The sequence below is a fragment of the Pseudomonas sp. P2S-1 genome (assembly GCF_057197725.1).
This window is the reverse complement of the sequence record NZ_CM170068.1, coordinates 3,430,928-3,448,629: the sequence shown is the minus strand read 5'-3', so window position 1 is coordinate 3,448,629 and position 17,702 is coordinate 3,430,928. Positions and strand designations below refer to the sequence as shown.

The 17,702-nt window shown below is 63.9% G+C and carries 20 protein-coding genes; 13 read left to right on the top strand and 7 right to left on the bottom strand.

What is annotated here, in order from left to right; translation table 11 throughout:
* Positions 1 to 6: 6 nt before the first annotated feature.
* Positions 7 to 1,056, bottom strand: a complete 1,050-nt coding sequence (locus AC2CQI_RS15205; RefSeq protein WP_484577199.1) for an alkene reductase — start codon at positions 1,054 to 1,056, stop codon at positions 7 to 9.
* A 52-nt stretch (positions 1,057 to 1,108) separates the two neighbouring features.
* The gene (locus AC2CQI_RS15200) at positions 1,109 to 1,411 is read right to left on the bottom strand and encodes an ArsR/SmtB family transcription factor (protein ID WP_075806488.1); all 303 of its coding nucleotides are present in this window, start codon (positions 1,409 to 1,411) and stop codon (positions 1,109 to 1,111) included.
* Positions 1,412 to 1,654: 243 nt separating this feature from the next.
* On the opposite strand from AC2CQI_RS15200, the gene AC2CQI_RS15195 reads away from it, so the two are divergent.
* Complete coding sequence (locus AC2CQI_RS15195; protein ID WP_075806489.1) at positions 1,655 to 2,257, top strand: acyl carrier protein phosphodiesterase; 603 nt, start codon at positions 1,655 to 1,657, stop codon at positions 2,255 to 2,257.
* Here AC2CQI_RS15195 and AC2CQI_RS15190 read toward each other — a convergent pair.
* The gene (locus AC2CQI_RS15190) at positions 2,233 to 3,018 is read right to left on the bottom strand and encodes a lysophospholipid acyltransferase family protein (RefSeq protein WP_484577198.1); all 786 of its coding nucleotides are present in this window, start codon (positions 3,016 to 3,018) and stop codon (positions 2,233 to 2,235) included. The two genes, AC2CQI_RS15195 and AC2CQI_RS15190, sit on opposite strands and share 25 nt — an antisense overlap.
* Positions 3,018 to 3,773 (bottom strand): L-ornithine N(alpha)-acyltransferase, encoded by a 756-nt coding sequence (gene olsB / locus AC2CQI_RS15185; RefSeq protein WP_484577197.1) that lies wholly within the window; start codon positions 3,771 to 3,773, stop codon positions 3,018 to 3,020. The genes AC2CQI_RS15190 and olsB overlap by 1 nt, the downstream gene beginning before the upstream one ends.
* 133 nt (positions 3,774 to 3,906) lie before the next feature.
* Here olsB and AC2CQI_RS15180 point away from each other — a divergent pair, with 133 nt between their 5' ends.
* The 7 genes from AC2CQI_RS15180 to AC2CQI_RS15150 all read left to right on the top strand — a co-directional run bounded on the left by AC2CQI_RS15180 (position 3,907) and on the right by AC2CQI_RS15150 (position 9,049).
* A complete protein-coding gene (locus tag AC2CQI_RS15180) occupies positions 3,907 to 4,797 on the top strand; it encodes an acyl-CoA dehydrogenase family protein (RefSeq protein WP_484577196.1) in 891 nt (296 codons plus the stop codon).
* Positions 4,798 to 4,961: 164 nt separating this feature from the next.
* Positions 4,962 to 5,984 carry a serine hydrolase domain-containing protein gene (locus tag AC2CQI_RS15175; RefSeq protein WP_484577195.1) on the top strand — a complete coding sequence of 341 codons (1,023 nt, stop codon included), beginning with the start codon at positions 4,962 to 4,964 and terminating at the stop codon, positions 5,982 to 5,984.
* Positions 5,981 to 6,277 carry an amidase gene (locus AC2CQI_RS15170; RefSeq protein ID WP_484577194.1) on the top strand — a complete coding sequence of 99 codons (297 nt, stop codon included), beginning with the start codon at positions 5,981 to 5,983 and terminating at the stop codon, positions 6,275 to 6,277. The genes AC2CQI_RS15175 and AC2CQI_RS15170 overlap by 4 nt, the downstream gene beginning before the upstream one ends.
* Before the next feature lie 45 nt (positions 6,278 to 6,322).
* Positions 6,323 to 6,904 carry a YceI family protein gene (locus AC2CQI_RS15165; protein WP_075806494.1) on the top strand — a complete coding sequence of 194 codons (582 nt, stop codon included), beginning with the start codon at positions 6,323 to 6,325 and terminating at the stop codon, positions 6,902 to 6,904.
* 1 nt (position 6,905) lies between these two features.
* A complete protein-coding gene (locus AC2CQI_RS15160; RefSeq protein WP_484577193.1) occupies positions 6,906 to 8,063 on the top strand; it encodes a phospholipase D-like domain-containing protein in 1,158 nt (385 codons plus the stop codon).
* A 94-nt stretch (positions 8,064 to 8,157) separates the two neighbouring features.
* Positions 8,158 to 8,739, top strand: coding sequence for a DJ-1/PfpI family protein (locus AC2CQI_RS15155; RefSeq protein WP_075806496.1), 582 nt, complete (start codon positions 8,158 to 8,160; stop codon positions 8,737 to 8,739).
* A 10-nt stretch (positions 8,740 to 8,749) separates the two neighbouring features.
* Positions 8,750 to 9,049 carry a ribbon-helix-helix domain-containing protein gene (locus AC2CQI_RS15150; RefSeq protein ID WP_484577192.1) on the top strand — a complete coding sequence of 100 codons (300 nt, stop codon included), beginning with the start codon at positions 8,750 to 8,752 and terminating at the stop codon, positions 9,047 to 9,049.
* A 78-nt stretch (positions 9,050 to 9,127) separates the two neighbouring features.
* Here AC2CQI_RS15150 and AC2CQI_RS15145 read toward each other — a convergent pair whose 3' ends face one another.
* Positions 9,128 to 10,651 carry a fumarate hydratase gene (locus AC2CQI_RS15145; RefSeq protein ID WP_075806498.1) on the bottom strand — a complete coding sequence of 508 codons (1,524 nt, stop codon included), beginning with the start codon at positions 10,649 to 10,651 and terminating at the stop codon, positions 9,128 to 9,130.
* Between the two features lie 269 nt (positions 10,652 to 10,920).
* Here AC2CQI_RS15145 and AC2CQI_RS15140 point away from each other — a divergent pair, with 269 nt between their 5' ends.
* On the top strand, positions 10,921 to 11,856 hold the full coding sequence (locus AC2CQI_RS15140) for an iron-sulfur-binding ferredoxin reductase (RefSeq protein WP_484577191.1): 936 nt from the start codon (positions 10,921 to 10,923) through the stop codon (positions 11,854 to 11,856).
* A 105-nt stretch (positions 11,857 to 11,961) separates the two neighbouring features.
* Here the strand turns inward: AC2CQI_RS15140 and pyk are convergent, their stop codons facing one another.
* Positions 11,962 to 13,413 carry a pyruvate kinase gene (gene pyk / locus AC2CQI_RS15135; RefSeq protein WP_075806500.1) on the bottom strand — a complete coding sequence of 484 codons (1,452 nt, stop codon included), beginning with the start codon at positions 13,411 to 13,413 and terminating at the stop codon, positions 11,962 to 11,964.
* A gap of 317 nt (positions 13,414 to 13,730) precedes the next feature.
* Here pyk and AC2CQI_RS15130 point away from each other — a divergent pair, with 317 nt between their 5' ends.
* The 3 genes from AC2CQI_RS15130 to sbcB all read left to right on the top strand — a co-directional run bounded on the left by AC2CQI_RS15130 (position 13,731) and on the right by sbcB (position 16,096).
* Positions 13,731 to 14,117: a hypothetical protein gene (locus AC2CQI_RS15130; protein WP_075806501.1), complete on the top strand. Its 387-nt coding sequence runs from the start codon at positions 13,731 to 13,733 to the stop codon at positions 14,115 to 14,117.
* Positions 14,118 to 14,264: 147 nt separating this feature from the next.
* On the top strand, positions 14,265 to 14,624 hold the full coding sequence (locus AC2CQI_RS15125; RefSeq protein WP_075806502.1) for a pilus assembly protein PilZ: 360 nt from the start codon (positions 14,265 to 14,267) through the stop codon (positions 14,622 to 14,624).
* A 32-nt stretch (positions 14,625 to 14,656) separates the two neighbouring features.
* Positions 14,657 to 16,096, top strand: coding sequence for an exodeoxyribonuclease I (gene sbcB / locus AC2CQI_RS15120; protein ID WP_484580624.1), 1,440 nt, complete (start codon positions 14,657 to 14,659; stop codon positions 16,094 to 16,096).
* A 67-nt stretch (positions 16,097 to 16,163) separates the two neighbouring features.
* Here sbcB and mvaT read toward each other — a convergent pair whose 3' ends face one another.
* Positions 16,164 to 16,544 (bottom strand): histone-like nucleoid-structuring protein MvaT, encoded by a 381-nt coding sequence (gene mvaT / locus AC2CQI_RS15115; protein ID WP_075806504.1) that lies wholly within the window; start codon positions 16,542 to 16,544, stop codon positions 16,164 to 16,166.
* A gap of 306 nt (positions 16,545 to 16,850) precedes the next feature.
* On the opposite strand from mvaT, the gene purU reads away from it, so the two are divergent.
* Positions 16,851 to 17,702 (top strand): formyltetrahydrofolate deformylase, encoded by an 852-nt coding sequence (purU, locus tag AC2CQI_RS15110; RefSeq protein WP_075806505.1) that lies wholly within the window; start codon positions 16,851 to 16,853, stop codon positions 17,700 to 17,702.

The following is a 17,702-nucleotide window of genomic DNA, read 5'->3' as shown; positions in this document are numbered from 1 at the left end:
ACGACATCACATCCGCGGATAATCGATATACCCCACCGGCCCCTTCCCATGGAAGGTCTCCGGCCGCGCCTCATTCAGCGGCGCATCCGCCGCCAGCCGCGCCGGCAGATCCGGGTTGGCAATGAACGGAACGCCGAACGCCACCGCATCCGCATTCCCCGCCGCCAGTGCCGCATTGGCGCTCTGCTTGTCGAAGCGTTCGTTGACGATATACGGCCCGCCAAACGCTGCCTTGATCTGCGGCCCGAGGCTGTCGTCGGCTTCCATTTCCCGCGAGCAGATAAAGGCGATACCGCGCTTGCCCAGCTCCCGGGCGACATAGGTGAAGGTTTCTGCCCGATTCGCATCGCCCATGTCATGGGCATCGGCGCGCGGCGCCAGGTGCACGCCGACCCGCTGGGCGCCCCACACCTCGATCACCGCATCGGTGACTTCCAGCAAGAACCGCGCACGGTTCTCCAGCGAGCCACCGTAGCCATCGCTGCGTTGGTTGGTGCTGCTTTGCAGGAACTGGTCGATCAGGTAACCGTTCGCCGCATGCACCTCGACGCCGTCGAAACCGGCGGCCTTGGCGTTCTCCGCCGCCGTACGGTAGGCGTCGACGATATCTTCCAGCTCGGCCGTTTCCAGGGCCCGTGGCGTCGGGTATTCGGTGATCGGCCGCACCAGGCTGACATGCCCCTTGGGCTGGATCGCGCTGGGTGCCACCGGCAGTTCGCCGTTCAGGTAGCTTGGGTGGGAGATGCGGCCCACGTGCCAGAGTTGCAGGAAGATCCGCCCGCCGGCGGCATGCACGGCCTTGGTCACGTTGGTCCAGCCGCGCACCTGGTCGTTGGACCAGATCCCCGGCGTATCCGGGTAGCCCACGCCCATGGGCATGATCGAGGTCGCCTCGCTGAGGATCAGCCCGGCGCTGGCGCGTTGTACGTAGTACTCGGCCATCAGGGCGTTGGGCACCCGGCCCTCGTCGGCGCGGCAGCGGGTCAGCGGGGCCATGATGATGCGGTTCGGCAATTCGAGGTCGCCGAGGGTGATCGGATCAAACAGAGTCGTCATTGCTCAAACCTCAGTGGGTTGTGGGGGCCATTACGGAGCATGGGGATTGCTGTCAGAGCTCGTGGCTCAATTGCGCGAGAAACGCCTGGATGGTGTCCTCGTTGCGCTTGAAGAAGTTCCACTGCCCGACCTTCTGGCTGCTGATCAGGCCGGCCCGTTGCAGGGTGGCCAGGTGCGCCGAGACGGTGGACTGCGACAAGCCGCAGCGCTGGTCGATCTGCCCCGCGCACACGCCGTTGTCGAGGCTGTGGTACTGGTCGGGGAAGCAATGCTGCGGGTCTTTCAGCCAGCCGAGGATGTCGCGCCGCACGGGGTGGGCGAGGGCTTTTATTATTTCGTCGAGATCAAGGGGCATGGTCGGGCTCGTAGGGGTGTAGCGGTATATCGCGATGGGGCGAAATGTAAATCGGTATTTCGCGATATACAAATATGAAAAGGTTTGGGGTGTAGAAAAAATCGGTATATGCGGTGTTCTTTCGGGCCCTATCGCTGGCAAGCCAGCTCCCACAGGTTCAGCGGTGCACTCGGTCCCTGGGGGAGCTGGCTTGCCAGCGATGAGGCCCTCAAAAGCACTACAAATGCCTTAGACTCACACCCCATGAACTACCTAGCCCACCTCCATCTCGGCGGCGACCAGCCCGAGCAACTGCTCGGCAGCCTCTACGGCGATTTCGTCAAGGGCCCGCTCGAAGGCCGTTTCTCCCTGCCTCTGGAGCGGGCGATCCGCTTGCACCGGCATATCGACACCTTCACCGACAGCCACCCCCTGGTGCTTGCCTCCCTGGCGCGCTTCCCCACCGAGCGCCGGCGTTTCGCCGGAATCATCCTCGATGTGTTCTTCGACCACTGCCTGGCCCTGCACTGGCACGATTACGCCACGCAGCCACTGCCGCAATTCACCGCGCGGGTGTATCAGGTATTGGACAGGGAGCCGGCGCTGCCGGGCCGCCTGGCGCAGATCGCGCCGTTGATGGCGGCTGGAGACTGGTTGGGGTCGTACCGCGAGTTCGCGGTGCTGGAGCAGGTATTCCGCGGCATCGCCCGGCGGCTGTCGCGCCCGGAAGGCATGGCCGGGGCGATGGCGGAGGTGGAAGCCCTGTATCCGTTGCTGCTGGAGGACTTCCGCCAGTTCTATCCTGAGTTGCAGGCCTTCGCCGCCGCCGCGCTGGCCGACCCTCAGGCCGCCTTGGCGCGGCGCTGAGGCAAGGTTTCCGCCGCTTCGCCGAACAACGCCCGGCTCACCGCCTGCTGCGCCTGGAACGCCAGGGCCGCACGTTCCTCGCCCTTGCTGGCGATCGGCTCCAGCAACTGCACCTCGACGTCGCCACAAGGCTGGGCGAACAGGCGCATCAGGTGCGACAGCAGATCATCATCACCAATGAACGGCGCAATCGGATCCGGCTTGCCATCCCGCAGGTAACGCACGGCTACCGGCTGCAGCGGTACTTCGCTGTCGATGGCACTGGCCAGCAGGCGGCCGTGGAAGGTGCGCAGGCTGCGGCCATCGGTGGTGGTGCCTTCCGGGAAGATCAGCAGCGGGCATTGCTCCACCAGGTGCTGGCTGATCTGCCGACGCAACAACTGGCTGTCGCCACCGCCACGACGGATGAACAGGGTCCCGGCCTTGTGCGCCAGCCAGCCGGCCACCGGCCAGGTGCGCACTTCGGCCTTGGACAGGAAGGACAGCGGGGCGAGCATGCCCAGCACCGGGATGTCGGTCCAGGACACATGGTTGCTGACCCACAGCATCGGCTGGTGGGGCAACTCGCCGACGACCTTGACCCGGAACGGCAGGGCATTGACCAGGCGCTTCATGAAAATCTGCGACCAGCGCTGCCGGCGTTGCGCCGACGCGTTGATGCCCAGGCGCTCGAACAGGCCGAACGCCGAGGCCATGCCCAGGCCCAGCAGGACCACCAGCAGCAACCGGGCGATGCGGGCGAACACCCGCAGGCGCTGCATCACACGGCCGCCTTGAAGTGACGGGCGTAGCGCGGGCACAGTTCGTCGCGCTTGAGCAGGATGAACACGTCGGCGACCTGGAAATCTTCGTCCCAGCAAGGCTCGCCGCAGATCTTCGCGCCCAGGCGCATGTAGGCCTTGAGCAGCGGTGGCATCTGCGCCACCACGTTGCCTGGCAGGGCCAGGTTCGGCAGCGGGTTCTTCGGTTCGGCGCGCAGGTGCTCGGTGCACAGGTGCTGTTCGCGCAGGCGCTGCATGATCGCGTGGGCCTGCACGCCGCCGTCCTGCATCGGGATGCTGGCGCAGCCCATCAGGTAGCGGTACTGGCCTTCGTTGAGGATCTCGGCCAGCTCGCTCCACAGCACGGCGATGGTCCCGCCGTTGCGGTAGGCGGCGTCGACGCAGGTACGGCCGAGTTCGAGGATCGGGCCTTGCAGATGGACCAGGCCATGCAGGCTGAATTCTTCTTCGCTGTAGAAGCGGCCCAGGCTGCTGGCGGCCTGGTGGTCGAGCAGGCGGGTGGTGGCGACCAGGCGACCGCTGTTGAGGTCGCGCACGCCGATGTGCATGCAGTGGTCGTCGTAGTCGTCCATGTCCAGGCCCTGTTCGGCGCCTTTCAACTTGGCCTTGAATTCACCACTGAAAACGCTGAAGCGCAGGGCCTGGGCCTCGCGAAGTGCAGCCGGGCCCACCAGGCGTTCGGCTTGCAGACGGCGTTCAGTGCTGTTGTCGCCAGAGCGAGCGATCTGAGTCATTGCGTGTCTCCATAAGCCAGCCATGGGGTTGCGGCCGGTCGACTTTGTTGTGCAAGCTCAGACTAGGTAGGGGGGGTGTCACCCCCGTGAATGTTTGGTGATGCTTGTATGACAGGCCCCAAGGAGTCCCGCGATGAGCTGGCTGGAACGTCTCGATCACGCTGTATCCCAACCCCTGTTGAGCAACCTCGACGACACCTGGGCGGCACTGCTCGACCGCCTGGGTTCGGTGTCGCCGTTCGAGTTGGCGGTGCTCGGCGGCAAGGCCATGCCCACGCCGGGGCTGGCCTTCCTGGCCGGATACCAGGCGGCATTGCGGGTGCTCTGGCCTAGCGCGCCAGAGAGCCTCGGCGCGTTGTGTGCCAGCGAGAAACGCAGCGTCCGGCCGGCGGACATGCACATGCGCCTGGACCTGGAAGCCCTGCGCCTGAATGGCAGCAAGGATTTCGTCACCGGTGGGCACGAGGCCGACTGGCTGCTGGTGGCGGCCCGCAGCGAAGCGCCGGGGGAGGCGCCGCAGATCAGTCTGGCGGTGGTCTATCCGGGAGAGCCGGGAGTGCGGCTCGATCCCTTGCCAGCGTTGCCACTGATGCCGGAGGTGGGGCATGCGCGGCTGCATCTGGAACAGGCGCTGTGCGAGCGGCTGGCGGGGGATGGCTGGGATGCCTATGTGAAACCCTTCCGCACGCTGGAGGATCTCTACGTGCTGAGTGCGCTGACGGCGTGGCTGTATGGCATCGGGCGTGGCAATGGCTGGTCGCAGGGCTTGATGTTGCGCTTGCTGGCGCTGCTGGCCGGGTGTGCGGAAGGCAGCCGGCAGAGTCCCGAGTCGCCGGCCTGTCATCTGTTGCTCGGCGGATTGTTCGCCCAGTTCGGTGAGATGCGCGACGAGATCAACAAGGCGCTGTCCGAGAGTGAAGGGAAGTGGGCCAATCTGTGGATGCGTGACCAGGGGATCCTGGAGATTGCCAGTGCGGCGCGGGCCAAGCGGTTGGCCAAGGCGTGGGGGCAGGCCGGGTTCTGAGTTGTGGTTGATGGCCTCATCGCTGGCGAGCCAGCTCCCACAGTGACCGAGTACACCGCTGACCCTGTGGGAGCTGGCTTGCCAGCGATGAGGCCCGAAAGAACACCCTCCACCTGTCATGAACCCCGGCTACCCTTGCCCGATCACGCACCCGGGTATCGACCATGCGCACCGCGCTTATCGCCTTCCTCCTGTTCATCCTCACTCCCGCCTGGGCCGACGATTCGGCCTTGCAGGCCTACGCCTTCCCGCCGCGCAACGAACAGACCCGCGAAGGCATCCGCACCGACGCCCTGCTGGTCATCCAGGACGGCAAGGTCGTCTACGAGCACTACACTGCTCCGACCGGTGCCGACACCCCGCACCTCACCTGGTCCGTCAGCAAGAGCGTGATGGCCACCGTCCTCGGTGTTGCCTACGGCGAAGGCCGCTTCAAGCTGGATGACCCGGTCGCCACTTTCTACCCGCCGATGAAGGCCCACCCCCAGGTGCGTATCCAGGACCTGATGCACTGGGCCAGCGGCCTCGACTGGCAGGAAGATTACGAGTACGCCCCGCTGAAGTCCTCGGTGGTCGCCATGCTCTACACTAACGGCCGCAAGGACATGGCCGCTTTCACTGCCGCCCATGGTGTGGCTGCCGCACCGGGCGAGCGTTTCCTCTATTCAAGTGGCGACAGCAATCTCCTCGCCGCCGCCCTGCACCAGATGGTCGGCCCGGAGCGCTACGCCGATTATCCCTGGGCCGCCCTGTTCCAGCCCCTCGGCATCGAAAGAGCGGTCTGGGAACGGGACGCCCAGGGCACCTTCGTCGGTTCGTCCTACCTCTACATGACCGCCCGCGAGCTGGCGCGCATCGGCCAACTGATGCTCGACGACGGCCGCTGGCAAGGCCGGCAACTGCTCCCGGCGGACTGGGTGAAATTCACCCGAACGCCCTTCGCCAAGGCCGCCGCCGAACCCGGCGAAGCGATGCCCGGCGGCCAATGGTGGCTGAACAACACCTTGGCCTGGCCGGACGCCCCTGGCGACACCTTCGCCGCCCTCGGCCATTGGGGCCAGGGCCTCTACGTGCTGCCGAAACAGAAGCTGGTGATCGTCCGTTACGCCGACGACCGCGACGGCAGCTTCCAGCACAACACCCTGCTGCGCCAGGTCCTCGCCGCCATCCCTGGAGAACAGCCATGAAACGCCTGTTGCTGCTGGTGCTTCTGGGTCTGCTGATCTGGGGCTGGTCGGAGCGCGCGGCCTTGAGTGCCTTCCCCGGCATCCTCAGCGCCTACTCGGCCAAGGAGTTCTGCTCGTGCCGCTACGTGATGGGCTTCGACGACGCTTACTGCACAACCTACGTCAAGCAATGGCTGCCCCTGAGCGACCTGCGTGACGACCCCATGGCCCACCGCGTCGATGCCCGCGGCCTCGGTCGCAGCGCCAGCGCCCAGTGGCAAGGCCCGCGCGAGGGCTGTCGCTTGCTGCCGTGAGGGCGGGCGGGTAAGGTTGAGCGCCAAAGTGTTTCAGGATTTCAAATGTTCAGCCCGCTCCGCCTCCTGCTCGCCGCCCTGGCGCTCGTCTGCCTCCCAGCCCAGGCCAATTGGTACCTGGACAACGAGTCATCCCGCCTTTCCTTTATCACCAGCAAGAACGGCGATGTGTCGGAAGTGCACCGCTTCCTGGTGCTGCACGGCAAGGTTGACCGCAAGGGCGCGGCGTCCCTGCAGGTCGAGATGGATTCGGTCAGCAGCGGCATCCCGCTGCGCGACGAGCGCATGCGCAAGGACCTGTTTGCGGTCGAGAGCTTCCCCGAGGCGAGCATCCGCGCCCAGCTCGACCTGCGTCCGATCAACGACCTGGCCAATGGCGCCCAGCTCGAACTGCGCCTGCCGCTGAACGTCACCCTGCACGGCAAGACCCACAGCTACAACGCCCAGCTCCTGGCCACCCGCCTCGATGAGCGGCGTTTCCAGGTGGTGACCATGGAGCCGCTGATCCTGCGTGCCGAGCATTTCGACCTGGCCCCGGGCCTGGAGACCCTGCGCAAGGCGGCCGGGCTCAAATCGATCAACCTCTCGGTGCCGGTGGGTGCGGTGCTGATCTTCACGGCGCGCTGACATGGCCGGGCCGGTCTTTCCCTGGCGTTCCGGCAATCAATTCGAACTGCTGGTCGACGGACCGGCGTTTTTTCCCGCCATGCTCACCGCCATCGCCCGGGCCGAGTTCCAGGTCGATCTGGAGCTGTACCTGGTGGAGGCGGGAGCCTGCGCCGAGGCCATGGTCCTGGCCCTGGTCAGCGCTGCCGAGCGCGGCGTGCAGGTGCGCTGCCTGTTCGATGACTATGGCTCGTTGGCTTTTACCCTGAGCCTGCGTCAGCGTTTGCAAGGTGCGGGCGTCGAGCTGCGCTGGTACAACCGCCTGCGCTGGCGGCGCGGTGTGCGCAACCTGTATCGCGACCATCGCAAGATCCTCCTCGTCGACCAGAATGTGGCCTGGGTCGGCGGCACGGGCGTCACCGACGAGTTCTGGCATCCCGGCGAGAACAGCAGTGAATGGCACGAGGTGATGGTGCAGATGCAAGGGCCGCTGGTGGCGGACTGGCAGATGCTCTTTGACCGTCAATGGCGGGCCAACCCCCGGCGGGTCGCCTGGCGCCCGCCGACCCATTTTGGCCTGCCGCGTTTGCCGCGCCTGCCGCCTGGCCGTGAAGGGCAGGGCCGGGTCGCCTATGCCGACGCCCGCCAGCATCGCGACATCCTGCAATCCCTGGTCCGAGCCCTGAACAACGGCAAGCAGCGGATCTGGCTGGCGACCCCGTATTTCCTGCCGACCTGGAAGGTCCGCCGGGCATTGCGCCGGGCTGCCTCGCGGGGTGTCGATGTACGCCTGCTCCTGACAGGCCCGCGTACCGACCATCCCTCGGTGCGCTATGCCGGTCATCGCTATTACCCGCGCCTGCTGCGTGCCGGGGTGAAGATCTTCGAATACCAGCCGTGCTTCCTGCACCTGAAGATGGTGGTGGTGGATGAATGGGTGAGTATCGGCTCGTGCAACTTCGATCACTGGAATTTGCGCTTCAACCTTGAGGCGAATGTCGAGGCCATCGATCCGGGGCTGAATCAGGCGGTGACCGAGAGCTTCGTCCGCGATTTCGCCTTGAGCAGCGAAGTCAGTCTCGACGACTGGCGCGCGCGCCCGCTGTGGCGGCGGGTGCAGCAGCGGATCTGGGGCTGGCTGGACCGGCTGGTGGTGAACCTGCTGGATCGCCGCGACTGACGCCGTACGTAGTAGGTGCCTATTACCCGCAAGCGCCCGGCAAGGTCTAACGTGTCTGGGTACCTTTTCCCCTGCACACGAAGGAGAGCGTGAAATGGCGGCCAAGAAGATTCTGATGCTGGTGGGTGACTACGTCGAAGACTACGAAGTGATGGTGCCGTTCCAGGCCCTGCAGATGGTCGGTCATACCGTGCATGCGGTGTGTCCGGGCAAGCACGCGGGGCAGTCGGTGCGCACCGCGATCCACGATTTTGAAGGCGACCAGACCTACAGCGAAAAGCCTGGGCACAACTTCGGCCTCAATTTCGATTTTGCCAAGGTCAAGTCCGAGGACTACGACGCCTTGGTCATTCCTGGCGGCCGTGCCCCCGAGTACCTGCGCCTGAACGAAGAGGTGCTGGCGCTGGTAAAGGCCATCGACCAGGCCGGCAAGCCGATCGCGGCGGTCTGCCATGGCGCGCAACTGCTGGCGGCAGCCGGCGTGCTGGAGGGTCGCGAGTGCAGCGCTTACCCGGCCTGCGCGCCGGAAGTGAAACTGGCGGGCGGTCGCTATATCGATATCGAGGTGACCCAGGCCCATGTCCAGGGCAATCTCGCCACGGCTCCGGCCTGGCCGGCGCATCCGGCGTGGCTGGCGGGCTTCCTTGGCCTGCTGGGTACCCGCATCACCCTGTGAGGTAGCGACCATGTGCGAGCTGTACGTCAAGGCCGACCCGATCCTCTACGAATCCCGCAGCCGCTCGCTGCGCATTCGCGGGGTGGTGACCACACTGCGTCTGGAAAACCAGTTCTGGGATGTGCTGCGGGAAATCGCCGAGGTCGATGGCATGACCACCAACCAGCTGATTACCAAGCTGTACGACGAAGTGATGGAGTACCGCGGCGAGGTGGTGAACTTCGCCTCGTTCCTGCGGGTGAGTTGTATCCGTTACCTGGGCCAGCGCCGCAATACCGAGCCGGTCCCCTTGAAAGTCGTCGCGCGTTGAGCCAATAAAAAAGCGGCGTGGAGACCACGCCGCTTTTTGCCTTTCACTTGAAGCTTATCGCTTGAAGCTTGTGGCTTTTTACTTCACTTCCACCGCCAGGCTCTCGGCAATCTTGCTCTGCCAGATCGCAGGACCGGTGATGTGTACCGACTCACCGTTGCTGTCCACCGCGACGGTGACCGGCATGTCCTTGACCTCGAACTCGTAGATCGCTTCCATGCCCAGTTCGGCGAAGGCCAGGACCTGGGATTTCTTGATCGCCTGGGCGACCAGGTAGGCAGCGCCACCCACGGCCATCAGGTACACGGCCTTGTTGTCCTTGATCGCGTCGATCGCGGTCGGGCCACGCTCGGACTTGCCGATCATGCCCAGCAGACCGGTCTGCTCGAGGATCTGGCGGGTGAACTTGTCCATGCGCGTCGCGGTGGTCGGGCCAGCCGGGCCAACCACTTCTTCACGTACCGGGTCGACCGGGCCGACGTAGTAGATGAAGCGGCCTTTGAGGTCCACCGGCAGCTCTTCGCCACGGTTGAGCATTTCGACCATGCGCTTGTGCGCAGCGTCGCGGCCGGTGAGCATCTTGCCGTTGAGCAGGATGGTCTCGCCCGGTTTCCAGCTCTGCACGTCTTCCGGGGTCAGGGTGTCGAGGTTGACACGGCGGGCCGACGGGCCGGCTTCCCAGACGATTTCCGGGTAGGCGTCCAGCGACGGCGCTTCCAGTTCGGCCGGGCCGGAGCCGTCCAGGACGAAGTGGGCGTGACGGGTGGCGGCGCAGTTCGGGATCATGCACACCGGCAGCGACGCGGCGTGGGTCGGGTAGTCCATGATCTTCACGTCGAGCACGGTGGTCAGGCCGCCGAGGCCCTGGGCACCGATACCCAGCTGGTTGACCTTGTCGAACAGCTCCAGGCGCAGTTCCTCGATGCGGTTCTGCGGGCCGCGGGCTTTCAGCTCATGGATGTCGATGGATTCCATCAGGACTTCCTTGGCCATCACCGCGGCTTTCTCGGCAGTGCCGCCGATGCCGATGCCGAGCATGCCAGGCGGGCACCAGCCGGCGCCCATGGTCGGAACGGTCTTCAGCACCCAGTCGACGATCGAGTCGGACGGGTTGAGCATGGCCATCTTCGACTTGTTCTCGGAACCGCCGCCCTTGGCCGCCACGTCCACTTCCACGGTGTTGCCCGGAACGATGGAGTAGTGGATGACTGCCGGGGTGTTGTCCTTGGTGTTTTTACGCGCACCGGCCGGGTCGGCCAGGATCGAGGCGCGCAGGACGTTGTCCGGCAGGTTGTAGGCGCGACGCACGCCCTCGTTGATCATGTCGTCGACGCTCATGGTCGCGCCGTTCCAGCTCACGTCCATGCCGACGCGGACGAACACGGTGACGATACCGGTGTCCTGGCAGATCGGGCGGTGGCCGGTGGCGCACATGCGCGAGTTGATCAGGATCTGGGCGATCGAATCACGCGCAGCCGGCGACTCCTCGCGCAGATAGGCTTCGTGCATCGCCTGGATGAAATCGACGGGGTGGTAGTACGAAATGAATTGCAGGGCATCGGCGACGCTCTGAATCAGGTCGTCTTGCTTGATCACGGTCATGCAGCGCGCTCCTCTTAAACACGGGAACATTCAATAGGTATTCCGACGCGGACAGGCCGAGGTGTCGAAACGACCTTTCAGACACGCCGCGACAAAATGTCCCGGCGCAAAAAAGGCGCGGCAGTATAGCGCGGCTGGGCTTTTGGTACACGCGCCAGTGGTCCAACCATGGTCGGTGATCGCCCGGCATCGTTTTTGCTGTTTCCCTTGGCCTGTGGGTCGGAACAGGCCTAGATTGGCGCATGAATATTCAGGGGAGATGAACAGCAATGCCTGAACTGCAGGTCGGCGAACGCCAATGGTCCGTTGCACCCGGCAGCAATCTGCTCGATGCCCTTAATGATGCGGGCTGCGGTGTGCCTTACAGCTGCAGGGCGGGGAGCTGCCATGCCTGTCTGGTGCGCTGCGTGGACGGCGAGCCGGAGGATGGCCGGCCCGAGGCCCTGAGCGCGGCGCAGCGCGAGGCGGGCTGGCGCCTGGCCTGTCAGTGCCGGGTGGGGATGGATTTGCGGGTGGCGTTGTTCGATCCGAAGACCGATGGCCAGCCGGCGCGGGTGGTCGTGGCGGAGTGGCTGGGCGAGGTGCTGCGCCTGCGCCTGCAACCGCTGAACGGCCTGCGTTACCAGGCGGGGCAGCATCTGTTGTTGTGGAATGCCCTGGGCGTGGCGCGCCCGTATTCCCTGGCCAGTGTGCCGGGTGAGGACCCGTGGCTGGAGTTCCATATCGATTGCCGGCAGCCGGGGGCGTTCTGTACGCCGGCGCGGCACCTGGTCGAAGGGGCGGAGTTGCGGCTCGGCGAGTTGCGTGCCGGCGGCCTGCATTACGACCCGGACTGGCAGGAGCGGCCGCTCTGGCTGCTGGCGGCCGGGACGGGCCTGGCGCCGTTATGGGGCATCCTGCGCGAGGCGCTGCGCCAGGAGCATCGCGGGCCGATCAGGTTGCTGCACCTGGCGCGGGATGAAGGCGGGCATTATCTGGCCGAGGAATTGAAGGAGAGGGCGGCACAGCATCCGCAGTTGCAGGTGGAACTGGTGACGCCAACCGGGTTGCCCATGGCCCTGGCAGCGTTGCGCGTGCAGTCGCGGCAGACGGTGGCGCTGGTGTGCGGGGCGCCGGGGAGTGTGGAGGAGTTTTCGCGGCGGCTCTTTTTGGCGGGGGTGCCGAGGAATCAGGTGTATTCCGATCTTTTTGTGGGGCATGTGTAGGCCCTATCGCTGGCTTGTCGGACCGCCGCACCGCAGCGATAGGGCCCGAAAGAACAATGAAAAACGCCCGGCTCAAGGCCGGGCGTTTTCATTCACAGCAAGGCATCAAACCAGCGGATCACCGACATGCAGGATCTTCATGCCATTGGTGCCACCGATGGTGTGGTAGCTGTCGCCCTTGGTCAGGATGACCCAGTCACCCTGCTCGACCACGCCACGCTTGAGCAGCTCGTCCACGGCAGCCTGGCTGACCTGTTCCGGGGCCAGCGCCGCCGGGTCGAACGGCACGGTGTAGACGCCGCGGAACATGGCCACGCGGGCCTGGGTCTCGCGGTGCGGGGAGAAGGCGAAGATCGGGATCGAGGAACGGATCCGCGACATGATCAGCGGGGTGTAGCCGCTTTCGGTCAGGGCGATGATCGCCTTCACGCCCGGGAAGTGGTTGGCGGTGTACATGGCCGCCAGGGCGATGCTCTCGTCGCAACGGCTGAACTGGGTGCCCATGCGGTGGCTGGAGGTCTTGCTGGTCGGGTGCTTCTCGGCACCGAGGCAGATCCGCGCCATGGCCTGCACCGCTTCCAGCGGGTAGGCACCGGCAGCACTTTCGGCCGACAGCATGACGGCGTCGGTGTAGTCCAGCACGGCGTTGGACACGTCGGACACTTCGGCACGGGTCGGCATCGGGTTCTGGATCATCGATTCCATCATCTGGGTCGCGACGATCACCGCTTTATTGTGGCGTCGCGAGTGCAGGATGATCTTCTTCTGGATGCCCACCAGCTCGGCATCGCCGATTTCCACGCCGAGGTCGCCACGGGCCACCATCACCGCGTCACTGGCGCGGATCAGGCCGTCGAGGGTTTCGTCGTCAGCCACGGCTTCGGCACGTTCGATCTTGGCCACCAGCCAGGCGGTACCGCCGGCTTCGTCGCGCAGGCGACGGGCGTATTCCATGTCGGACGCATCGCGCGGGAAGGACACGGCCAGGTAGTCCAGGTCCATTTCCGCAGCCAGCTTGATGTCGGCCTTGTCTTTCTCGGTCAGGGCCGGCGCAGTCAGGCCGCCACCCTTGCGGTTGATGCCTTTATGGTCGGACAGCGGGCCGCCGATCAGCACCACGCAGTGCAGCGAGTCGGCGGTGGCGGTTTCGACGCGCATGACCACGCGGCCGTCGTCGAGCAGCAGTTCGTCACCGACGCCGCAGTCCTTCACCAGGTCCGGATAGTCGATGCCGACGATTTCCTGGGTACCGGCAGTCAGCGGGTGCGCGGTGGAGAAGGTGAAGCGGTCGCCCACCTTCAGTTCGATTCGTTTGTTGGTGAACTTGGCGATGCGGATCTTCGGACCCTGCAGATCGCCCAGCAGCGCCACGTGGCGGTTGTGGCGGGCAGCGATGTCACGGATCAGCCGGGCGCGAGCCTTGTGCTCGTCCGGGGTGCCGTGGGAGAAGTTCAGGCGGGCGACATCCAGGCCGGCGAGGATCAGTTGTTCGATTACTTCCGGTGAATTGCTGGCGGGGCCGAGGGTGGCGACGATTTTGGTACGGCGGATGGTCATGCACAGACTCCTGTAGTGAAGCGCAGCGAAAGGCTACTCCTGAAAAGCGCTGTAGTCATTGTTCCTTTGCACTACCTTGGGAGGGGGCAGGCGGGCGTTTGAACGGGGACTTCGAGCTGCAAGCTACAAGCCGAAAGCTACAAGTAAAAGCGGATCGCGTATTCTCTTGCAGCTTGCAGCTTGCAGCTTGCAGCTTGCAGCTTGCAGCTTGCAGCTTGCAGCTTGCAGCTTGCAGCTTGCAGCTTGCAGCTTGCAGCTTCGTGGCTGAAGAATTCCGGTCAGGCGCCGATACACTGCCTATCGAAAGGAGAATCCCCATGCGAGCCCTGATTGTCTTGGCCCTGGCGACCAGCGTCGTCGGCTGCACCCGCTGGTCCATGGACCACCACCTGAACAATGCCTACCGGGCCTACGACCGCGGCGATTGCGAGCAGGTCACCCTGGAACTGTCGCAGGTCGATCGCACCAGCCGCGCACGACCGTTCATCTGGCCGGAAACCGCGCTGCTGCGGGGGCAGTGCCTGGAGCGCCAGAAGCTGTTCGTCGATGCGGCGCAAACCTACAAATTCATCATCCAGAAGTACCCGCAGAACGAATACGCCTACCGTGCCCAGGCGCGTCTGCAAACGCTTGAACAGCTTGGACATTATCGCGAAGGCGAGGCGGCGATCCCGCGTCCGGTGCCGCTTTCGCCCTCGCGCTGAGGGAGTGCCGGGGCAATTTTGCGCTGGAAGCCTTGCCCCGGTCTGCGCTACTCTCATTGCGACAGACTGTGTACAAAGAGCGTGCACCTGTACAAGACGGCACTAGCGCGACCCTGCTCTAAGGGTCATCCAATGCGACCCATTGCCATGTATACCGAGCGCCGAATCGAGCGACATCTGCTCCCCCACTTCCTCAAGGTCTACAACCGTTTCACCGATCAGCCCATCGGTTACCTGGGCAATGCATCGGAAGACGGCCTCATGCTGATCAGCACCCTGCCTTTGCTGGTCGGTCCCGATTTCGAACTGCAGTTGCGCATTCCCGCCAAGGCTGGTGCCTGGCAGCGCATCAACATCACCGCCAGTTGCCTGTGGTGCCATGAAGACGCCAGCCCTGGCTTCTACGACTCCGGTTTCATGCTGTTGCAGGCACCCCGGGAGTACGACCAACTGGTGGCCGCCTTGCTCAACTACTTCAGCTTCCGGCCGTTGCCAACCTCGGCATAAGGTAGACTCCGGCGATTTACCCTTCAGGATGAATCGCCGTGAGCTCCAGCATTTTCTGGCACGACTACGAAACCACCGGGATCAACCCGCGCTGCGACCGGCCCCTGCAGGTCGCTGGTGTGCGCACTGATCTGGACCTCAACGAGATCGAAGCGCCGGTGAATCTGTTCTGCCAGCCGAGCGACGATATCCTGCCGCACCCAGCCGCTTGCCTGATCACCGGGATCACCCCGGCGCAACTGGCCCGGGACGGCCTGGCCGAAGCCGACTTCATGACCCGGGTTCACGCCGAACTGGCCCGGCCCGGGACCTGCAGTGCCGGCTACAACACCCTGCGTTTCGACGATGAAGTCACCCGCTACAGCCTGTATCGCAACTTCTTCGATCCCTACGCCCGCGAGTGGCAGGGCGGCAACAGCCGCTGGGACCTGATCGATGTGGTGCGCACGGCCTATGCGCTGCGTCCCGAGGGTATCCAGTGGCCGCGGGGCGAGACTGGCCAGGTCAGCCTGCGTCTGGAACTGCTCAGCGCGGCCAACGGCATCCACCATGGTCAGGCCCACGAGGCGCTGTCCGACGTGCGTGCGACCATCGCCCTGGCCCGTCTGATCCGGGAGAAACAACCGCGCCTGTATGAGTGGCTGTTCGAGCTGCGCAGCAAACACAAAGTCCTCGACCAGGTGCGCTTGTTGCAGCCCCTGGTACATATTTCCGGACGCTTTTCGGCGGCACGTAATTATCTCGGTGTGGTACTGCCATTGGCCTGGCATCCGGCCAATCGCAACGCGCTGATTGTTTGTGATCTGCACCAGGATATTGCGCCGCTGTTGACGGAAGATTCCGAAGTATTGCGCCAGCGGTTATACACGCGTCGTGAGGAAATGCCTGACGGACAATTGCCTGTTCCTCTCAAGTTGTTGCACATCAACCGTTGCCCGGTGGTGGCGCCATTGGCTGTAGTGCGCAAGGAAGACCAGCAGCGTCTGGGCCTCGATATGTCCGAATTGCTACGCCGTGGTGAACAGCTGATTGCTGCCCGGGAGCAGTGGGAAAATAAATTGGCGCCAATTTATGAAGGCAAGGAGTTCGCTGCGAGCGAAGACCCGGAGCAGCAGCTGTATGACGGTTTTTTCGGTGATCGTGACCGGCGTCTATGCGAGCAGGTGCGCCTGGCGGATCCGCAGCAGTTGGCAAGTGGGCAATGGATGTTCGATGACCCGCGTCTGACAGAACTATTGTTCCGATATAGGGCTAGGAACTTTCCGGCGAGCCTAAGTGAAACGGAGCAAGTGCAATGGAGAACATTCTGCCAACAGCGTCTTGATGATCCCGCGATGGGGGCCCCGCATACCCTGGCGGCCTTTGAAACCGCGCTGGGCGAGGCCCTGGCTGGCGCGCTGGGCGAGCAGCGGGCCTTGCTGGAAGCATGGCGCACACATGCCAACGAACTACGTCAGCGCCTGGCCCTGTAAACAGTGTTAAGAGCGCCCAATAAAAAACGCCGGCAATGCCGGCGTTCTTTATTGATAAGGACGCAAATCAATCGAGCAGGGTGGCCCAGCTTTCCACGACGTCACCGCCCCACTTGGCTTTCCACTCTTTCAGGGTCTTGTGGTTGCCGCCTTTGGTTTCGATGATTTCGCCGTTGTGCGGGTTCTTGTATTGCTTGACCTTGCGCGCGCGCTTGGTGCCGGTGACTTTAACTGCGCCGCCGCGTGGGGCCTTGTTCAGTTTGGCTTCCGGGTCCAGCAGGGCAATGATGTCTTTCAGGGATTTGCCGTAGGTCCCCATCAGGTCACGCAGCTTCTTTTCGAATTCCAGCTCTTGCTGCAGCTTGTTGTCTTCGGACAGATTCTTCAGGCGGGCTTGCAGTTCTTTGATGGCTTCTTCGGTAGCGCGATATTCGTTGATCAGGGACATGAGGCGTTCCTTGGTAATTGGGCGTTCGGGATAACAGTGCCGCAATAATAGTCAGACAATCTGCCCAAGTAAACATTCGAGTGCCACGCTTTTCAATGTTTATTCCCGGGATGGATTGTCGCGCTGGCACTTTACAAATGCCGGGAGGTGAAATTCGCAACTAAATTAATCTTCACTGCGGGCCTCGGGTATCCACAGCATGACCTTGGGTAAAGGCACGGGCGCCGCCGGATGTCACGTGACTACTGTAGTTTTGCCGGGCAATCGTTAGAATGTGCGCCTTTGCGAAGTTCTGGAGCCCCCTGCATGCGTACCTATCGGCTGGTGATCGCTTGTCCCGACCGTGTCGGCATTGTCGCCAAAGTCAGTCATTTCCTGGCGTCCCACAACGGCTGGATCACCGAAGCGAGCCATCACTCCGATGACCTGAGCGGTTGGTTCTTCATGCGTCACGAGATCCGTGCCGATACCCTGCCGTTCGGCATAGAGGCCTTCCGCGAGGCGTTCGCGCCGATCGCCGAAGAGTTCTCCATGACCTGGCGGATCACCGATACCGACCAGAAGAAGCGCGTCGTGCTCATGGCCAGCCGCGAATCCCACTGCCTGGCCGACCTGCTGCACCGCTGGCACAGCAACGAGCTGGACTGCGACATCCCCTGCGTGATCTCCAACCACGACGACCTGCGCAGCATGGTCGAGTGGCATGGCATTCCGTTCTTCCATGTTCCGGTCGACCCGAAGGACAAGCAGCCGGCCTTCGCCGAAGTCTCGCGCCTGGTCCAGGAGCACGGTGCCGATGTCATCGTCCTGGCCCGCTACATGCAGATCCTGCCGCCACAGCTGTGCGCGGAATACGCCCAGCAGGTCATCAACATCCACCACAGCTTCCTGCCGTCGTTCGTGGGCGCCAAGCCGTACCACCAGGCCTCGCTGCGCGGTGTGAAGCTGATCGGCGCGACCTGCCACTACGTCACCGAAGAGCTGGACGCCGGTCCGATCATCGAGCAGGACGTGGTGCGCGTCAGCCACAGCGACAGCATCGAGGACATGGTCCGCTTCGGCCGTGACGTCGAGAAGATGGTCCTGGCCCGCGGCCTGCGCTATCACCTGGAAGACCGCGTGCTGGTGCACGGCAACAAGACCGTGGTGTTCAACTGA